8 protein-coding genes and 1 pseudogene are annotated in these 20,316 nt (G+C 40.8%); 5 read left to right on the plus strand and 4 right to left on the minus strand.

The window, feature by feature from the left end; translation table 11 throughout:
- Positions 1 to 94 precede the first annotated feature (94 nt).
- Positions 95 to 517, minus strand: coding sequence for a hypothetical protein (locus F6K54_RS43820; protein ID WP_375341985.1), 423 nt, complete (start codon positions 515 to 517; stop codon positions 95 to 97).
- A 170-nt stretch (positions 518 to 687) separates the two neighbouring features.
- Here F6K54_RS43820 and F6K54_RS20150 point away from each other — a divergent pair, with 170 nt between their 5' ends.
- The 3 genes from F6K54_RS20150 to F6K54_RS20160 all read left to right on the plus strand — a co-directional run bounded on the left by F6K54_RS20150 (position 688) and on the right by F6K54_RS20160 (position 4,994).
- Entirely contained in the window at positions 688 to 1,251 is a 564-nt protein-coding gene (locus F6K54_RS20150; RefSeq protein ID WP_293081016.1) for a Uma2 family endonuclease, read from the plus strand.
- A 322-nt stretch (positions 1,252 to 1,573) separates the two neighbouring features.
- Positions 1,574 to 2,158 carry a Uma2 family endonuclease gene (locus F6K54_RS20155; protein ID WP_293081019.1) on the plus strand — a complete coding sequence of 195 codons (585 nt, stop codon included), beginning with the start codon at positions 1,574 to 1,576 and terminating at the stop codon, positions 2,156 to 2,158.
- A gap of 73 nt (positions 2,159 to 2,231) precedes the next feature.
- Positions 2,232 to 4,994: a tetratricopeptide repeat protein gene (locus F6K54_RS20160; RefSeq protein ID WP_293081022.1), complete on the plus strand. Its 2,763-nt coding sequence runs from the start codon at positions 2,232 to 2,234 to the stop codon at positions 4,992 to 4,994.
- A gap of 677 nt (positions 4,995 to 5,671) precedes the next feature.
- Here the strand turns inward: F6K54_RS20160 and F6K54_RS20165 are convergent.
- A complete protein-coding gene (locus F6K54_RS20165; RefSeq protein WP_293081025.1) occupies positions 5,672 to 5,806 on the minus strand; it encodes a hypothetical protein in 135 nt (44 codons plus the stop codon).
- 585 nt (positions 5,807 to 6,391) lie between these two features.
- On the opposite strand from F6K54_RS20165, the gene F6K54_RS20170 reads away from it, so the two are divergent.
- On the plus strand, positions 6,392 to 9,127 hold the full coding sequence (locus F6K54_RS20170) for a valine--tRNA ligase (protein ID WP_293081028.1): 2,736 nt from the start codon (positions 6,392 to 6,394) through the stop codon (positions 9,125 to 9,127).
- Between the two features lie 386 nt (positions 9,128 to 9,513).
- On the opposite strand, the gene F6K54_RS20175 is transcribed toward F6K54_RS20170, so the two are convergent.
- Complete coding sequence (locus tag F6K54_RS20175; RefSeq protein ID WP_293081031.1) at positions 9,514 to 10,377, minus strand: hypothetical protein; 864 nt, start codon at positions 10,375 to 10,377, stop codon at positions 9,514 to 9,516.
- 484 nt (positions 10,378 to 10,861) lie between these two features.
- Between F6K54_RS20175 and F6K54_RS20180 the strand changes: the two are divergent.
- Positions 10,862 to 11,236, plus strand: a pseudogene (locus F6K54_RS20180) (XisI protein).
- Positions 11,237 to 11,680: 444 nt separating this feature from the next.
- Here the strand turns inward: F6K54_RS20180 and F6K54_RS20185 are convergent.
- On the minus strand, positions 11,681 to 20,316 hold an 8,636-nt coding region (locus F6K54_RS20185), incomplete at its 5' end, for an FG-GAP-like repeat-containing protein (protein ID WP_293081033.1).

Raw genomic sequence — 20,316 nt, forward strand, 5'->3', positions numbered from 1 at the left:
ATAGGAGTCACACGGTACCCGCGTGGGAAGGAATTAAACCTCCATGAATATCAGAGTTATCCCGGTAAAGGGACTGGCTGAACATAAACTAGGTTTACTTAGGCCAACCGAGTCGCACAAATCTATCAGCTATGACTAATTCACTACCTAACCATTCACATTTGTATGTAAGTTGACGCTTAAATTCATAAAAACCACAATCTGCTATGGCACTTGCTAATTTATGATTTTTGAGCATTCCACAAGAAGAGGATTGTAATTCAGTTGCATAAGTTTCAACCCGGACTACTTCCCAATCTCCTTGTTTATAATGAGTGCTGTAGCCATGACTTCTGGGGTCGTGTTCTTCAGAGACTCGAACATATTCGGTAAAGCGATCGCCTACTTTGGGAATAGGGCTATCACTAGAATCCCAGTTCTCTTGCAGAATTTTAGTCAAAGCTTGTGTGTGCTGAAGTTTTCTTCCCCTCCAGTGAGGCTGGTTTGTATCTGCCTTATAAACTATCCATTTACGCATTATTGTTGCTATTCCTCCTCTGTATAGGGAAAAGGTTTTTTTATCAGGCTATTATCCGGACATGATATTACATAGGAGGCAACAAAGCCAAAATCTCAGTTGACGGGACAGAAATCAACTTCGGCAACTTTTGATATAATTATCCATATAAAATTGAGTAACTAATAACTATGGAATTAGCAACTGCATTTATTTCAACCACAGATTATCTGGAAGGAGAAAAAATGAGTCCCATTCGCCATGAATATCTCGGCGGTCAAATATTTGCTATGTCTGGTGGCAGTGAAGAACATAACCGCATTTCAGGTAATATCTACGCTAGTTTATTAACACACTTACGGGGAAGCGGATGTAAAACTTTTATTGCAGATATGAAAGTTAAAATTGCCATTGCCGAAAATAGCTCGGATATTTTTTATTATCCCGATGTTATGGTAACTTGCGACCCACAAGATACAGAAAAATATTATAAAAGTTTTCCTTGTTTAATTGTTGAGGTACTTTCTCCTTCTACTCAAGATTTAGACAGACGAGAAAAACGTTTGAATTATCAAAGTTTAGCAAGTTTGCAAGAGTATATATTGGTTGATCAAACAGAAATGAAAGTAGAAGTTTATCGTTCGTTAGGAACTGGTTATTGGTCTAGAGAAAGTTTAGGAAAAGAAGATTTTTTAGAGTTAAAGTCAGTGGGGTTAACTTTAACAATGGCCGATATTTATGATGAAGTTTTATAGCTTTTGTAGAGAGATTTCATGGAACCTTCCTACCTGATGATTTATCATTTCTAATTTATGATAAAATTGTAAGCATTCAGCTATTAGCTGTCAGCTATCAGCAACAAGAATGTCTCCTTAAGGACAGTGTTTAAATTAACAACTGGCTTTAAGGGTAAGGGAGGCAATTTTTGCAGTAAGACAATTAAATATTGCTTTTATCCTAAACTAAAAGCAATAGCTGATAGCTGAAGTCCGCAGTTCCTCCGATAGGAGGCTGGCTGACGGCTGAATGCTTACATAAAATTTAACTAATTGAACAAAAAAAATAAAGGAGGAAATTATGATTGCTCAACCGGAAAATCATCAAAAAATGACAGCAGAAGAATATTTAGAATGGGAAGCTAAACAGGAATTTCGCCATGAATATGTGGATGGAGAAATTTTAGCCATGACTGGAGCAAGTCTTCCTCATGTTGACATTGCCCTTAGTTTTTATCGCGCTCTCTATCCCCATCTCCGTCAAAGAGGATGTCGAGTTTATGTGTCTGATGCTAAGGTTAAGGATGCTAAAAATAATCGTTATTTTTATCCAGATTTAGTTATTAGTTGTAATGCTGATGATGCAAAATCTCGTAAATTTATCCAAAATCCTAGTGTAATTATTGAAGTTCTTTCTCCCGGTACAAGGGGTTACGATCATAGTGATAAGTTTAAATATTATCGTCAATTTTCGAGTTTGCAAGAGTATGTTTTAGTAGATTCAGAATCAATATCTGTGGAGATATATCAGCGTGGTGAGGGTAGAATGTGGCTTTATTCTGCATATACAGAGGGAGAAGATTTTACATTATCTAGTATTGAGTTTAATTGTGCTGTTGATGTTTTATATGAGGACGTTAGTTTTGAGACTGAAGAACAGAAATAAATATAGTAAACTGCATAACTGGTTGGTTCTACAGAAATATAATTGAGTAAAACCAATTTTAAGAGTTAATTTTATGAAAGGGATAGTTAGATATTCTCTGGTGTGGGGAGCAACATTTATTAGTGTCTGTGGCTTAACTTTGGGGATGGTTAAGCCAGTGGTGGGGGAAATTAAACCTGCTGTGGTAGCACAACAGTCTGGGGAACTGGAGGAATTTAAACGACTTGTTCAAGAAGCAATGGAGTTTTCAGAACAGGGAAAATATAATGAAGCTATTTCACAATTAGAACGTGCCTTAGTTATTGTAGAAAATGCAGGTGCTTCTGAACACCCTGCTGCTGCCCATATTATTAATTTTTTAGGACTGCAGCACTATTACCAAGGGAAGTACACAGAAGCCTTACCCTTATACCAAAGGTCTCTGGTAATATTAGAAAAAGCATTAGGAACTAACCATCCAGATGTTGCTGCCAGCCTCAACAACTTGGCATTACTGTACAGTGACCAAGGGAACTACACAGAAGCCTTACCCCTGTACCAAAGGTCTTTGGCAATCAGAGAAAAAGCATTAGGAACTAACCATCCAGATGTTGCCACCAGCCTCAATAATTTGGCAGGACTGTACCGAACTCAAGGCAACTACACAAAAGCCTTACCCCTATTACAACGGTCTCTGGCAATCACAGAGAAAGCATTAGGAGCTGACCATCCACAGGTTGCCACCAGCCTACTCAACCTCGCAGGACTGTACCGTGCCCAAGGGAAGTACACAGAGGCCGAACCTCTACACCAGAGGTCTCTGGCAATATTTGAGAAAGCATTAGGAACTGACCATCCAGACGTTGCTACTAGCCTCAACAACCTGGCAAATTTGTACCAAGCTCAAGGGAACTATACAGAAGCCTTACCCCTATACCAAAAGTCTCTGGCAATATATGAAAAAGCATTAGGAGCTGACCATCCACAGGTTAGCACCAGCCTCAATAATCTGGCAGAACTCTACCGTGCCCAAGGGAAGTACACAGAAGCTTTACCCCTATTCCAAAGGTCTCTGGCAATCACAGAGAAAGCATTAGGAGCTGACCATCCACAGGTTAGCACCAGCCTCAATAATCTGGCAGAACTCTACCGTGCCCAAGGCAAGTACACAGAAGCCTTACCCCTATCCCAAAGGTCTCTGGCAATATATGAAAAAGCATTAGGAGCTGACCATCCACAGGTTGCCGCCAGTCTCAACAACTTGGCAGGACTGTACAGTAACCAAGGGAAGTACACAGAAGCCTTACCCCTATTCCAAAGGTCTCTGGCAATCACAGAGAAAGCATTAGGAACTGACCATCCACAGGTTGCCGCCAGTCTCAACAACTTGGCAGGACTGTACCGAACTCAAGGAAACTACACAGAAGCCTTATCCCTATTCCAAAGGTCTCTGGCAATCACAGAGAAAGCATTAGGAACTGACCATCCACAGGTTGCTGCCAGTCTCAACAACTTGGCAGGACTGTACCGTGACAAAGGAAACTACACAGAAGCCTTACCCCGATACCAAAGGTCTCTGGCAATATATGAAAAAGCATTAGGAGCTGACCATCCACAGGTTGCTGCCAGCTTCAACAACCTGACAGTATTTTACTATATCCAAGGAAAGTACACAGAAGCCTTACCCCTATTACAACGGTCTCTGGTAATATTAGAAAAAGCATTAGGAGCTGACCATCCACAGGTTGCTGCTAGCCTCAACAACCTGGCAGAACTGTACCGTAACCAAGGGAAGTATACAGAAGCCTTACCCCTATTCCAAAGGTCTCTGGTAATATTAGAAAAAGCATTAGGAACTGACCATCCAAACGTCGCCACCAGCCTCAATAACTTGGCATTACTGTACCTAGACCAAGGAAACTACACAGAAGCCTTACCCCGATACCAAAGGTCTCTGGCAATATATGAAAAAGCATTAGGAGCTGACCATCCAAACGTCGCCACCAGCCGACTTAACCTGGCAACACTTTACCAAACCCAAGGAAATACAACCAGTGCTATTGAATATCTAACCCAGGCAATGGAAGTACAAGAGACTACCCTTACTTCTTTCCTTGCCACAGGTTCGGAAAGCCAAAAACAAGCTTCCATGAGAACGCTCTCAACCACAACTCATCTAACAATATCCCTACACCTCCAAGACGCACCCAATAATCCAAAAGCAGCAAACCTCGCCCTCACTACCATTCTCCGACGCAAAGGTCGCATTCTTGACTCCACCATCAACTCCCTCCAAACCATCCGCGACAACCTCACCCCAGAAAACGAAAAACTCCTCGACAACCTGGCAACCACCCGCACTCAAATAACTGCCCTCATCTACGAAAAACCGAAAAATGTCTCACTCGAACAATATCGCCAACAAATAGCTACCCTAAAAGGTAAAGCAGAAAAATTAGAAGCTGACCTTTCTCTAGCTAGTGCAGCATTTATGAAAGTTAAAATTGCCATTGCCGAAAATAGCTCCGATATTTTTTATTATCCGGATGTGATGGTAACTTGCGACCCACAAGATACAGAAAAATATTACAAGAGTTATCCTTGTTTAATTGTGGAGGTACTTTCCCCTTCTACCCAAAATTTAGACCGACGAGAAAAACGGTTGAATTATCAAAGTTTAACAAGTTTGCAAGAGTATGTATTGGTTTCTCAAACAGAAATGAAAGTAGAAGTTTATCGTCCGTCAGAAACTGGTTATTGGTCTAGGGAAAGTTTAGGAAAAGAAGATTTTTTAGAGTTAAAGTCGGTGGGGTTAACTTTAACAATGGGTGATATTTATGATGAGGTTTTGATATAGCATTCAGCATTTCCTACGGAATGCTCCGCAAACAGCTTAAGTTAAAACTTTAGCGGTGGTGCATTTTAATCGTCATGTATTGTCCGGTAATATTTGTTACGAGAACAGTGGGAGCATCTTGCTCCCGTGCCAGGTATTCTTTTTTGCTGTATACCATTACGCGATCGGGACTACCAAAATTCTGTAGGTAAAGGATTTCAATTTGATCAATGCTCTAATACCAAATTGATAAATGTTTGCTACAAATAGTTAGGGTATTTATTCTAATGCGCGAATTTAGAGTTTAGAATGCAGAATGGATAGATTTAATACTATTTTTGATGTTGTAAATTACCTTGTTCGTGAAACAGACTTTATCTGAAAGTCTTTTTATGGTGCTTATTATTCGTAAAATTCTTTTTTCAAAATGGTATAACACTTTTTTGTAGTGCTATATTCAACAATTAATAATGGCTTTGTTGCATGAAAGTATATCGCTGCTGCACTTGCTCCGCATATGTACTTCATCACGCGCGGAAACTGCTGTAACTATTGGACAATAGATAATCAATCTTTGACATAAAAAGGCTGAAACTTTTACCTGTAAAAGCTTTGAGATTTAATCAGCAGAGTAATAACTATTGGACAATAGTAAATAGAACATCAAGCCATCCCGAAAGATAGCGATATAGCTGCCGCTAGGCTCCGCCAACGCTTGGCAGTGCAGAGTAATAACTATTGGACAATAGTAAATAGAACATCAAGCCATCACGAAACACAGCGATCGCTTTGTGTGTAGAGTAATAACTATTGGACAATAGTAAATAGAACATCAAGCCATCCCGAAAGATAGCGATATAGCTGCAGAATGGATGTTAAGAACGCTACTTTCATGCAAAAAATGGGAGCAAGATATGAGCATGGGAGCAAGATGCTACCTGTTTTTGTTCTTGTTTTTCGTACCTCAGATGAAAGTGTCGCTTCATGGGAGCAAGATATAAGCATGGGAGCAAAATACGAGTATAGGAGCAAGATGCTCCCACTGCTTTTGTGATCATCATTACAATGGATAATTGACAATTGATAATTGATAATTAATCCATTCGGTTTAAAGCCTCTCCTTTTAAGGAGAAAAAATAAATCTGATTTCTTTATATTCAATTCCGTAACGGTTTTAACCAGAGGTAATTATCCATTATTCATTATCCATTATCAATTGATGAAAATGCATCATCACCAAAAAACTTATCCAGAACAAATTTCCCTACTCCCTTATTTATAAATATTCAAGGGGAGATGGTATAATTTTAAGTTTTAGCTTTTGATAACTGACAACTGATAACTGATAACTGAAATGACCTATAAATTATGGCACAATATTAAGGACAATTAAACAGTCCAAATAATTCATATTATCTATGACCAAAACCATACCAGAATTACCAAGCAAATACGACGCATTCTCCACCGAGGCGAAATGGCAGAAATATTGGGAAGAAAACAATACTTTCAAAGCTGACCCCAACCATCCAGGGGACCCCTATTGCATTGTCATCCCCCCACCGAATGTTACAGGCAGTCTCCACGCAGGCCATGCCTTCAATAATTCGCTCATTGACGCTCTCATTCGTTACCATCGGATGCGCGGTGACAACGCTCTCTACCTCCCCGGTACAGATCACGCGAGTATTGCCGTGCAAACTATTCTGGAACGGAAACTGAAGGAAGAAGGCAAAACCCGCTATGATATTGGGCGAGAAAAATTTCTGGAACGCGCGTGGGAATGGAAAGCTGAGTCTGGGGGTACTATTGTTAACCAACTACGTCGTTTGGGAGTTTCTACAGACTGGACTCGCGAACGTTTTACCCTGGATGAAGGTTTATCAAAAGCTGTGATCGAAGCATTCATACGTCTCTACGATGAAGGTCTCATTTATCGCGGTAACTACCTGGTCAACTGGTGTCCTGCGAGTCAGTCTGCTGTTTCTGACTTGGAAGTTGAAAATAAAGAAGTCAACGGCAACCTCTGGCATTTTCGTTACCCTCTCACCGATGGCAGTGGTTATGTGGAAGTCGCTACTACTCGTCCGGAAACAATGTTGGGAGATACTGGCGTCGCGGTTAACCCCAATGACGAACGCTACAAAAATCTCATTGGCAAAACTCTCACCCTACCAATAATGGAACGGGAAATACCTATTGTTGCGGATGAGTTGGTTGACCCTGAATTTGGTACTGGTTGTGTCAAAGTTACTCCCGCTCACGACCCCAATGATTTTGAAATGGGTAAACGTCACAATTTGCCATTTATCAATATTATGAATAAGGATGGTAGTTTGAATGAAAACGCAGGACCTTTTGTTGGGCAAGACCGTTTTGAGGCACGGAAAAATGTTGTGAAACGGTTAGAAGAAGAGGGTGTTTTGGTTAAGGTAGAGGAGTATAGTCATAGCGTTCCTTATAGCGATCGCGGCAAAGTACCAGTCGAACCGTTGCTCTCAACTCAGTGGTTTGTCAAAATTAAACCCTTGTCTGAGAAAGCGCTGGAATTACTAGATAAACATAACCAACCAAAATTTGTTCCCGAACGTTGGACGAAGGTTTATCGCGACTGGTTGGTGAAAATTAAGGACTGGTGTATTTCCCGGCAACTTTGGTGGGGTCATCAAATTCCAGCTTGGTATGCTGTGAGCGAAACTAATGGGAAAATTGCCGATAACACTCCTTTTATTGTTGCTCGTTCGGAGACGGAAGCGTTGGAGCAAGCAAAAGCAAAATTTGGTGCTGATGTCAAAATTGAACGAGACCCAGATGTACTTGATACCTGGTTTTCATCAGGTTTATGGCCGTTTTCAACATTGGGCTGGCCTGAAAACACTCCCGACTTAGCAAAATATTATCCTACTAGCACCCTTTCCACCGCTTTTGATATCATCTTTTTCTGGGTGGCTAGAATGGCAATGATGGGAACTCATTTCATGGGTAAAATGCCTTTTGAAACGGTTTATATTCACGGTTTAATGTTAGATGAAAAAGGGAAAAAACAATCTAAATCTGTTGGTAATGGTATCGATCCTTTATTATTAATTGAAAAGTATGGTACTGATGCTTTACGTTATACTTTGATGCGAGAAACTGCTGGAGCAGGGCAAGATGTGAGGATGGATTATAATCGGGAAACTGATGAGTCGGCATCGGTGGAAGCTTCTCGAAATTTTACTAATAAAATTTGGAATGCTGCTCGATTTGTGATGATGAAATTAGAGGGTAAATCTCCTCAAGAATTAGGAGAACCGGAGGCGGATAAATTAGAGTTAGTTGACTGTTGGATTTTGTCTCGTTTCTATCAAGTTGTAGAGCAAACTTGTGATTATTTAGATAATTATGGTTTGGGGGAAGCTGCGAAGGGTCTTTATGAATTTATTTGGGGAGATTTTTGTGATTGGTATCTGGAATTAGTTAAGTCTCGTCTTCAAGGTGAGGATGAGATTTCTAAGTTAGTAGCACAACAAACTTTGGCTTATGTTTTGGATGGAATTTTAAGATTATTACATCCTTTTATGCCTCATATTACTGAGGAAATTTGGCATACTTTGAATCAAGTTGGTGAGGAAGATTGTTTGGCTTTGCAGTCTTATCCAAAGTTGGATAAATCTCTAATTAATCCAGATTTGGAAGCGGAGTTTGAGTTATTAATTGGGGTAATTCGGACTATCCGAAATTTACGGTCTGAGGTTGATATTAAACCAAAGGTAAAAATTACGGCAATTTTGCAGAGTGAGAATGAAAAAGAACGGAAAATTTTGAGTAAAGGTGAGGTTTATATTCAGGATTTAGCTAAAGTAGAAAAGTTGAATATTACTCCTAGTGTTGATGGGGAAGTTGGTCAAACTATTGCTGGTGTTTTTGGTACTGTGCAGATTTTAATTGCCTTATCTGGAGTAGTAGATATTGAAGCTTTATCTGCTCGGTTGGAGAAGAAGTTAGGAAAGTTAGAAAAAGAGATTTTGTCTACTTCTAAAAGGTTGAGTAAACCAGAGTTTGTTAAGAAAGCTGATGCTAAATTTGTAGAAGAAACAAAGAATAATTTAGCCGAGGCAGAAAAGCAGGCAGAAATTTTACGCGATCGCTTACTTCAGTTAAAGTCAAATTAGGCATATTTGTAAGGGGTAAATAGCCATTTACTAACGCAAAGCTAATATCAAGTCTCATTAATTAGCTATCTTTAGTCATCTTTAGATGACTTCTACTTTGAGCCAAGAAATTTATTTCTTGGCGGATGACATGGTTGCCAAGTTCGCCAAGTTTGCCAAGCCAAGTTTGCCAAGGATTGAAATCCTTGGCTAATAGTTTAAGTCATCTTAAGATGACTCTTGAGAAGTATGCCATCTTTTTATAAAGAAGAGAGCGATCGCTTACTTCAGTTAAAATCAAATTAGGCATATTTGGTTGGGTTTAGTTATTAGCTAGCCCAACTTTTAATTTTGAAAATAAAGAATGCAAATTTCTTTGCTAGTCAGAGGTATTTATCATTCTGTTGTTAAACAAGTGGATTTTCTATAAACTCAATAAATTGTTTTCCTAACTCTGTTGTTATACTTTTTTGGGAGTTATGTTTTACATTTGAGATAATTTTGTCAATATTTTTAGTATGTTTGACAGTCCTAAAATTTTTTTCATACTTACGACGAGCTTGAAAAGGATTTAAGTCTGATATTATTGACTCTATTTCATCAGTTTCTTGTTTTAATATTTCTTCTGCATCATCAATAAAAGAAGCAGTTGGAGGTTCTTCTTCAAAAGTTTCATATACTTCTCTCAATTTTATCAATCCCTTACCTCTCAGCTCTAGTAATACTTGATTGTAAAAGATACGATTTTCTTCTAAATCAGGTAAATTAGCCAAAAATTCTTCTTCATTATAATTATCTATATAATGCAGCATTCTGAGCAATCTAATATGAGACACAGTAAATTCATCAATCCATTTAAGAAAAACTACTTGAATATCATCTTTAAGAGAGTTAGGAATAGCCGAATTTAAAACCGCATTTCTCAGTGCCTCTAATTTTTCTTGTTGATGCTCACATTCAGCAATACGGATAGCTTTTTTGAAAGTCGTTTGAAATGTTGGATTATCAAAACTTACTGCTTCACATTGTTGCTCCAAAGTGTATAAATTTTGTACTACTTCTTCTAAAAAATCATGTAGTCTTTGACTAGAAGGATCTTTAATGAAATGCTCATAAAAAGGTACTGCAAGTGAACCTATTGAAAGCCAACTAAATGATGGAATAGCACTAACTATTGCTTTACCAGCATTATAAAATTTATCCTTACTATTTCCTTGCTTTAATAACTCTAATTTTTCTTGTAGTTTGGAATTATCATTTGTATCGCTCATTAAAGATTTCCTCCTATAATAAATCATAGTTAAATATTATAGCGAGGTTTATCTAAACCCTGTCTGTGGTGAAAACCGTAGTTTTTTAGGTTGGGTTTCGCTCTCGCTTAACCCAGCAAAACATTATTACAACGCGCTTATGGAAACATGATATTACCTAACCAGAAAGAGAGTTATATCTTGCTCTTCCATTGTAAGCATTCAGCCGTCAGCTATCAGCTATCAACTATGAGTTATTAGCTCATAATCAGTTCAAAAGAGGAATTAGTCTCCAAGGAGAATTAAAACTTATAAAAAAATGTCTTCAGCTAACCTTAATAATTTCTTGAATATGTTGAAAGCCTGAATGCTGAATGCTGAATACTTACCTTCCATTAACTGCTTTTACAGACATTTTTTAAGGAGAAAATTTTGGTCAAATATTATTGGATGATCACCGATTAAAACTAATTATTTTGAATTCACAAACAGAAGATATTGTCAGATGGATACCATAGAAAACTATCGTCAAATTATTAAACAACTATTGACAGAATATGCTGAAATACCTACGACAGAAAGTGAGATAGAAAATCAAACAATTTTTGATTCAGAAAATGATAGATATATGTTAATTTCTTTAGGTTAGTCTCAATAAAAACGGATTCATTACTGTATAATTCATCTTGATATTATCGCAGGTAAAATTTGGATTCAAGCCAATAATACTGACTGTTTAATAGCAGAAGAATTAGTTGCTGCTGGAATTCCAGCAAAATCAATTGTCTTGGGAATGCAACCTCCAGAAGTCAGACCTTATACAGCTTATGGAGTAGGAACAGAAGAGAGCGATCGCCTGATATCAAATCCGTTTTATTGAACATAAAAAAATTCTCCAATCGTCATAACTACGCTCATCTTTGTAATTCTCTCTCCTCCTGACTCCTGACTCCTGACTCCTGACTCCTCCTGGCTTAACCATTCTATGGCTGTTTAACCGGATTTGATATGATTCAGTTAAAGTCAAATTAAGTATATAAAGTTAGCGTGAATATCTATAGTGGGACTTATATCATGTCCGGTTGAACAGTGATAAATAAATAACTACGGAGGAGTCAGGAGTCAGGAGTCAGGAGGAAAGAGGGAAGAAAGAAGAAGAACTGGAGTTGAAGGAGAAAGTTTTTTTATAACTAATTATCCGGACATGATATTACACAACTTAACTGGTAAAATTAGACTATAATGCTTGTAAATCAATAATTTTACGTCGAAGCGATCGCTACGGGACTTACACAACATTATAGCTAGCTTGTCACCCTGTGAGCTATACAATAATTTCCACCTCGGTGAAAGGATAAAAATTTTCAAATAGGGAGGAATCACTAATATTTAGCGAATTAGCAATTCTTGTGTTTATTATGGGTGTAGACTGAACTATTAACTGTATATCCTCAATTTCTGTGGCACTACCAATACTGACTGACGAAGTATTTGGTGGCAATATAATTGGCGCAACTGTTTCAAATATGCTGAAATCATTATTTTCAAATGTTGGTTCTAAAGTAATTGGAAAACCTATTTCTACACCATTAGTATCAAAAAAACGGACTTGATTATTTACATTTTGTGACGCATATTGAAAAGAAAGGGTAGCTGATTCTGTTGTTTCTGTAACATTAAATACCTCTCCTAAAGACAAAACAATTGATTCTTCACCAGTAATACTATCAGGTGCTACAGAAATTATAGCATTGGGAGAAAATCTAGTTCTGGGATTTTCAGGTATAGATGCTGGGGGAGTAGCGGCAGTTGGTGTTTCTGATGGAGGATCATTATCAAATAATTGTAGTACAGCATTGTTGGGTGTACCAATAATTGCATCTCCACTAATATCAGTTAATAATAAATTGACTGTTTCTGTTACTTCTACTAAATTATCATCAATAATTGGAATTGCAATGCTTTGAGATGTTGTGTCTCCATCTGCAAAGAAAATTCTATTGGGGTTAGGATTGCTATAATCTTGATTTTGTGTAGCACTGCCCTCAACAAGGTTAACTGTGGCACTAATAATTCCATCGCTGCCATCTGTACGGGTGACAGTAACTGTTGCAGTCGGAGTTCCTTCGGTGACTGTAAATGTAGGATCACTAAATTGAATTGTTCCTGGGTTGGGAATTTGATAGCCAATATTTATGTTATTGAGGGTTTGGTTTGGTAGCAGTTCAACAGTTGATTCTGGTGTTGTAATTATGGCATTATTTGTTGGAGATACTGCTCTGACTGGATAACTATCTGGTGAGAGATTAACAAATGTGTAACTGCCTGATTCATTAGTGGTGGTTGCTGTTTCTGTTGTATCTAAGATACCATTTTGATTAAGTTCTAGAAATACGGTGACGTTGGTGAGGCCAGTTTCTCCGGTGTCAAATAGTCCGTTGCTGTTGGCATCATTGAATATTGTACCACTGATGCTGCCAATGGTAGGAATAATTTGGTTAATATTCGCTGTAATAATGTTTGTGGATATTCCGTCTACTGTAAATGGCAAATTTTCTTCTATTCCATTAATATTTGCACTATGCTGAATATTAAAGCTGCCTGTAATATTGTTATTTCCTGTAGAAACGGGGATATTTTGGGAAATTAAGGCATTGTCAGCATTAAAGTTAAGGGTGATGGGAACTCCTAACCCTGCACCTAGATTTAGCTCAGGAGGTGGAGTTATAAGAATATCAATAGTGTCGGTAGGAATACTGTCGAGTACTATTTCGTAACTATCAGTCAAATTATCTACGGTAATATCGGTACTACCTTCAGATTGAGTAATAAGTATGGTGGGAAGATTTGGAGGCTCATTAAATTTGATGGTACTAACTGCTGTATTGCTGTTATTTTGTCCATTGTTTATGACTACGTTGATGAGGCGATCGCTAGTATTGGAGTTAGTAGTATTATTATAAATAATGTTGGCAATTATTTCTTGATATTCAGCACTGGTGGCACTACCTGTTAGTAATAATTCACCTGTGTTAGGATTGTATGGGGTAACATTTATCCCTGTTGCTGTAACGATATTGAGGGCTGTTTCGTTTAAATTGAGGGTTTCATTGATCCCGTCTAGGGGGTTTGATAAGGTGATGGTGACTGCTTGAATATTTGTATTATCAGAATTAGTGATACTAACATCTGTATCAGCTATGGTTACAGGGTTATTAACTGTAAAAGTAGTTTGATAGTTACTACCTACTACACCACTACTTCCATTGCTATCTAAGTCTATTGTAGGTTGGTTGTCTCTACTTGCGATTAATGTTAATATATTATTAATTGCATCAGCAGGAACATTCTCTAAAGTTGCTAACAGTTGATTGTTGAGGCGAATTTCTGTGCCGTTTATACCTTGAGTTATTGTCAACTCTTCTGCTGTTATGCCATCTCCTAAGATAAAAAAGTCTTCATTGATATTGAAGTCTGTAATAATATCGGCACCTAGACTCTGGTCTAAAACAAAAGAATCTCTACCACTACCTCCGGTAAGGGTATCTACTCCATCTCCTCCATCTAGAGTGTCATCACCTTCATTACCCCTTAATCGATCATTGTCCTGGTTACCAAAAAGTAAATCATTTCCCAAACCACCATAAATTTCATCGTTGCCGCGATCGCCGTAGAGTTCATCGTTTCCTTCTTCTCCGTAAAGAAAATCGTCGTCTTTTCCACCTCTGACAATATCATCTCCTGTTCCCCCAACTAGGGTATCGTTACCAAAACTACCATTGAGTAAGTCGTTACCTTCGCCACCGAAGATTAAATCTTCTCCCAAAAAGTCTGGGTTTTCTGGGTTGCTATTACCACCCAAAATAGTATCATCTCCTGTTCCCCCAACAAGAGTATCATTTCCCAAGTTTCCAAAGATTAAATCATTGTCTTTACCTCCGAAGGCGAAGTCATTGCCTATTCCTGCTCGAATTGTATCGTTACCACGACCACCTTCTAATAAATTGTTTGCTGCATCACCAAGTAATGTATTATTATCTTCATTGCCTATAATTGGAGGTATTATTGGTATAGGTATGAGTTCAAGAGATGGTGGTAGTTCATTTTGCTCGATAGGTGTGCCATTAACATTAACAGTGACATTGATGGGTGAAGATATGGAGTTATTTTCATCTCGGATGCTGTAAGTGAAGTTATCAATTCCACTGAAGTCTATTGCTGGACTGTATAGAATAGTGGCATCGTTATTAATGGTAATAGTACCCCCATTTTCTGTCACTAGGTCGATGTTGCTTAGGATGATTTGATCGCCTTCTGGATCGTTATCATTGGCCAGAATGTCGATGGTTATTGGGGTGTTGAGGGTGGTGTTGGCGTTGTCAGGGATGCCTATGGGGGGTTGGTTGTCATTAACAACTGGTGGCTCTGGGTTAGGTTCTGGAGTAGGAGCTGGCTCTGGGTTAGGCTCTGGAGTAGGAGCTGGCTCTGGGTTAGGCTCTGGAGTAGGAGCTGGCTCTGGAGTAGGCTCTGGAGTAGGTTCCGGAGCAGGCTCTGGAGTAGGTTCTGGCGTTGGCTCTGGCGTTGGTTCCGGAGCAGGCTCTGGAGTAGGTTCCGGAGTTGGTTCCGGAGTAGGCTCTGGAGTAGGCTCTGGAGTTGGTTCTGGAGTAGGCTCTGGCGTTGGTTCCGGAGTAGGCTCTGGCGTTGGTTCTGGAGTAGGCTCTGGCGTTGGTTCTGGAGTAGGCTCTGGAGTTGGTTCTGGAGTAGGCTCTGGAGTTGGTTCTGGAGTAGGCTCTGGAGTTGGTTCTGGAGTAGGCTCTGGAGTTGGTTCCGGAGTAGGCTCTGGCGTTGGTTCCGGAGTAGGCTCTGGCGTTGGTTCCGGAGTAGGCTCTGGAGTTGGTTCTGGCGTTGGTTCCGGAGTAGGAGTAGGCTCTGGCGTTGGTTCCGGAGTAGGCTCTGGCGTTGGTTCCGGAGTAGGCTCTGGCGTTGGTTCCGGAGTAGGCTCTGGAGTTGGTTCTGGAGTTGGTTCCGGAGTAGGAGTAGGCTCTGGAGTAGGAGTAGGCTCTGGAGTTGGTTCCGGAGTTGGTTCTGGAGTTGGTTCCGGAGTAGGCTCTGGCGTTGGTTCCGGCGTTGGTTCCGGAGTTGGTTCTGGAGTTGGTTCTGGCGTTGGTTCCGGAGTTGGTTCCGGAGTAGGCTCTGGCGTTGGTTCCGGAGTTGGTTCCGGAGTAGGCTCTGGCGTTGGTTCCGGAGTTGGTTCTAGAGTAGGCTCTGGCGTTGGTTCCGGAGTTGGTTCCGGAGTTGGTTCTGGCGTTGGTTCCGGAGTTGGTTCCGGAGTAGGCTCTGGCGTTGGTTCCGGAGTTGGTTCTAGAGTAGGCTCTGGCGTTGGTTCCGGAGTTGGTTCCGGAGTTGGTTCTGGAGTTGGTTCCGGAGTTGGTTCCGGAGTTGGTTCTACAGTAACTGTGATTGTTTGGCTATCGCTTTGGCCGTTACTGTCTGAGGCTGTTACTTCTAATTCGTAGATATTGTTGCTGTCCGCATCTGTTGGTGACTCGAAGTCGGGAGGTGTTTGGAATGTGATTTCTCCGGTGGTTTCATCTATGTTAAATAGGGCCTCGTCTGCACCTCCTGTGATGTTGTAAGTGGGTGTGTCTCCGTCTTGGTCTTCGGCTGTGACTGTAGTGACTGTAGTGTTGCCTTCGGCGATGCTAGTAATGTTGCTGCTGGTAATAGTGGGTGGGTCGTTGACTGCTGTGACATCTATGGTGATGGTGTTGGCTGTTTGACTGTCTTCTGTGCTGTCGTTGACTGTGAAGTTGAAGTTGGCATAACCTGTGCCGTTGGCATCTGTGTCTGGTGTGAATGTTAGGTTGGGGATGTCTGCTGCTGTGATAATTTGGTTGGCTGTTACGTTTGTTCCGTTTAGTTGTAATGTTCCTGCTGTGGGTAGGCTGGTTATGGTTATAGATGCTAGACTGTCCCCGTCTATGTCGCTAAAGTTAAAGTCGGTTTCGGCAAATGTGTGGCTGCTGTCTTCGTTGATGGTTATGGTGTTGTCTGCTGCTACTGGAGCATCGTTAACTGGGTTGACTACCACATTAATGGTGTCTGTGTAAATACTGAAGGCTGTAGTCCCACCATTCGTACTAACATCTACTTTTGTGCCTGCTGTACCGGAAGTTTGGTCCCAAGCACGGAATGTTAAGCCATTGGTTATGCTGCCGTTAAAGTCTGCCGTGGGGGCGAATAACACGCGGGTGTTGGCATTGTCTGCTAATAATAACGCACTGGTGTCAGATACTACCCCTACTGGAGTCCAGGTTGTGCCACCATCAATAGTGTAGTGCCAGGTACCGTTTGTTTCGTCTACTGCGGTAATAGCAATACCTGTAACAGGGGCAGGGGTGGTGTCGGTATCAGTAACGTTACCTGTTAGGGCGACTATTTCACTGACTAGGTTGCCTACTACTCCAGTGGGAGTGGTGTCTTCATCTACTGTTAATTCTATGTCGGCGGTTGCTCCAGTCGCATCTAAGGTGTTATTGAGGACTGGGGCATTATTTTCAGCAGTGACTGTTATTTCTAAGGTTTGGGGTTCACTCTCGGCAACGCCTTCGTTGACTGTTATGGAGATCGTCCGACTGGTGGTGGGGTTGTCGGAGGTGTTTTGGTAACTGATAGCTTCTATTAATGCTTCTACAGCGGCAACTGTAGCATTGGTGGTGGTTAGGCTTATTTCTAATATGCTACCGTTGACTCCGTTGTTGATAGCGTCAATATTACCTATGAGGTTTCCTTCGTAGGTAATATTTGTGCCGTCGAAGCCTATTTGACCTACTCCAGTACCAATATTGGCAACGGTTAGTTGGTCTTCAATGTCCCCACCAATACTATAGTCAATAGTGATGTTGCCACCGTTGAGATCGTTGCTATCGGAAGTGAGAGTCACATCGCTATCTATTATTTGTGCTGCTGCGTTAACCACACTTTCGGTGAATGTGGCAGGGTCTAAGTTTGTTAAGACTGGGGCAGATATTGTTTCGTAGAGGGCGATTTTATCATCATATTGTGAAGCGCTGAGAACATCCACATCCCCATCACCATCCACATCTACTGCAAATACTGAACGGGCACCATCAGCAGTAGTAGATATGGTCTGTTCGGTGAAGTTATTGCTGCCATCGTTTAGGTAAACAGCTATTTTGTCATCAACGTCTGATGCACTGACAACATCCATATCCCCATCATTGTCTACATCTGCTGCAAATACTGACCTCGCACCATTCGCATTAGTAGAAATAATCTGTTCTGTGAAGTTATTGCTGCCATCGTTTAGGTATACGGCAATTTTGTTGTCAAGAACTGAAGCGCTGAGGATATCCACATCCCAATCATTGTCTACATCTGCTGCAAATACTGAATTAGGAAAATTAGCATTAGTAGAAATAATCTGTTCTGTGAAGTTATTGCTGCCATCGTTGAGGTAAACAGCTATTTTGTCGTCGGCGTAAGAAGTGCTGAGAACATCCACATCCCCATCACCATCCACATCTGCCGCAAATACTGAGAAAGCACCATCAGCAGTAGTAGAGATGACTTGTTCAGTGAAGTTATTGCTGCCATCATTTAGGTAAAGGGCTATTTTGTCGTCGTAGCGTGAAGCACTGAGAACATCTACATCCCCATCACCATCCACATCCCCTGCAAATACTGACATCGCACCATTCGCATTAGTAGAGATGACTTGTTCAGTGAAGTTATTGCTGCCATCATTTAGGTAAAGGGCTATTTTGTCGTCGTAGCGTGAAGCACTGAGAACATCTACATCCCCATCACCATCCACATCCCCTGCAAATACTGAAGCAGCACCATCTGCATTAGTAGAGATGACTTGTTCAGTGAAGTTATTGCTGCCATCGTTGAGGTACAGGGCTATTTGGTCGTCCAAAGGTGAAGCACTGAAAACATCCACATCTCCATCATTATCGACATCTGCTGCAAATACTGAGAAAGCACCATCTGCATTAGTAGAAATAACAATCTCATTCGCCCCTACTGCTTTATTTGTGGCATCAGGATTATCTGTAATAGTCAAAGTTGCTGTCTCATTTCCAGGAGTTGCAGTCACATCATATTGTTCTGGTGCGCCGATGGGTTCTTCTGTGAGGGTGAGGGTGACTGTTTCTCCTGCATCAACAACGGTATCGTCCCTGGGTACTATTTGTATATCAACGCTGGTTTGTTCAGCGGGTATAACAACGCTGCCTTTTTCTCCATCGAAAGTTACTGTGGGGACAGTATTCTCTACGGTGCGAACTCCCCTAATATCGTAGTCAATATTTTGTGTAGCAGTTCCTGAGATGGTAAAGAAGACTGTGATATTGCCGTTGGTGTCCGTGTCACGATCTATGGTAAAAGTTCCAGGGGTGGCTCCTGCTTCCGTGGGAGTTCCGGAGGCAGTGATGCTGACTTGAGGAACAGGTATTGTTTCGTAGAGGGCTATTTTGTCATCCCCATTAGAAGCACTGAGAACATCCACATCCCCATCACCATCCACATCTGCTGCAAATACTGATTGAGCAACATCAGCATTAGTAGATATTACTTGTTCCGTGAAGTTATTGCTGCCATCGTTCAGGTACAGGGCTATTTTGTCATCATCCCTGGAAGCACTGAGAACATCCACATCCCCATCACCATCCACATCTGCTGCAAATACTGAAAAAGCACCATCAGCATTAGTAGATATTACTTGTTCTGTGAAGTTATTGCTGCCATCGTTGAGGTGCAGAGCTATTCTGTCATTATTGCTTGAAGCACTGAGAATATCGACATCCCCATCACCATCCACATCTGCTGCAAATACTGAACGGGCACCATCAGCATTAGTAGATATTACTTGTTCTGTGAAGTTATTGATGCCATCGTTGAGGTACAGGGCTATTTTGTCATCATCCCTGGAAGCACTGAGAACATCAACGTCTCCATCACCATCCACATCTGCTGCAAATACTGATATAGCACCATCAGCATTAGTAGATATTACTTGTTCTGTGAAGTCATTGCTGCCATCGTTGAGGTACAGGGCGATTTTGTTGTCTAAGCGTGAAGCACTGAAAACATCAACGTCTCCATCACCATCCACATCTGCTGCAAATACTGATATGGCACCATCAGCATTAGTAGATATTACTTGTTCTGTGAAGTCATTGCTGCCATCATTGAGGTACAGGGCGATTTTGTTGTCTAAGCGTGAAGCACTGAAAACATCAACGTCTCCATCTCCATCCACATCTGCTGCAAATACTGAACGGGCATCATCAGCATTAGTAGATATTACTTGTTCTGTGAAATTATTGCTGCCATCATTGAGGTACAGGGCGATTTTGTCGTCATCAAAGGAAGCACTGAGAACATCTACATCCCCATCACCATCCACATCTGCTGCAAATACTGCTCTGGCACCATCAGCAGTAGTAGAAATAACAATCTCATTTGCCCCTACTGCTTTAGAGGTAGCATCAGGATTATCTGTAATAGTCAGAGTTGCTGTCTCATTCCCAGGAGTTGCAGTCACACCATACTGTTCTGGTGCGCCGGTGGGTTCTTCTGTGATGGTGAGGGTGACTGTTTCTGAAGCGTCGCTAACAATATCATCCCTGGGTACTATTTGTATATTAACGCTGGTTTGTCCATCGGGTATAACAACGCTGCCTTGTTCTCCATTAAATGTTACTGTGGGGACAGTATTATCTACGGTGCGAACTCCCCTAATGTCGTAGTCAATGTTTTGTGTAGCAGTCCCTGAGATGGTAAAGAAAACGGTGATATTGCCGTTGGTGTCCGTGCCGCGATCTATGGTAAAAGTTCCTGGGGTAGCTCCTGCTTCCGTGGGAGTTCCGGAGGCAGTAATGCTGACTGTAGGGAGGGATATTGTTTCGTAGAGGGTGATTCTGTCATCATCTG

The sequence above is a fragment of the Okeania sp. SIO3B5 genome (assembly GCF_010692555.1).
GTDB lineage: Bacteria > Cyanobacteriota > Cyanobacteriia > Cyanobacteriales > Microcoleaceae > Okeania.

What these genes read in the sequence shown, in the direction of transcription:
- F6K54_RS43820 (WP_375341985.1), bottom strand. Translation starts at nt 517, where the DNA reads ATGCGTAAATGGATAGTTTATAAGGCAGATACAAACCAGCCTCACTGG.
- F6K54_RS20155 (WP_293081019.1), top strand. Translation starts at nt 1,574, where the DNA reads ATGATTGCTCAACCGGAAAATCATCAAAAAATGACAGCAGAAGAATAT.
- F6K54_RS20150 (WP_293081016.1), top strand. Translation starts at nt 688, where the DNA reads ATGGAATTAGCAACTGCATTTATTTCAACCACAGATTATCTGGAAGGA.
- F6K54_RS20170 (WP_293081028.1), top strand. Translation starts at nt 6,392, where the DNA reads ATGACCAAAACCATACCAGAATTACCAAGCAAATACGACGCATTCTCC.
- F6K54_RS20165 (WP_293081025.1), bottom strand. Translation starts at nt 5,806, where the DNA reads ATGTTCTATTTACTATTGTCCAATAGTTATTACTCTACACACAAAGCG.
- F6K54_RS20160 (WP_293081022.1), top strand. Translation starts at nt 2,232, where the DNA reads ATGAAAGGGATAGTTAGATATTCTCTGGTGTGGGGAGCAACATTTATT.
- F6K54_RS20175 (WP_293081031.1), bottom strand. Translation starts at nt 10,377, where the DNA reads ATGAGCGATACAAATGATAATTCCAAACTACAAGAAAAATTAGAGTTA.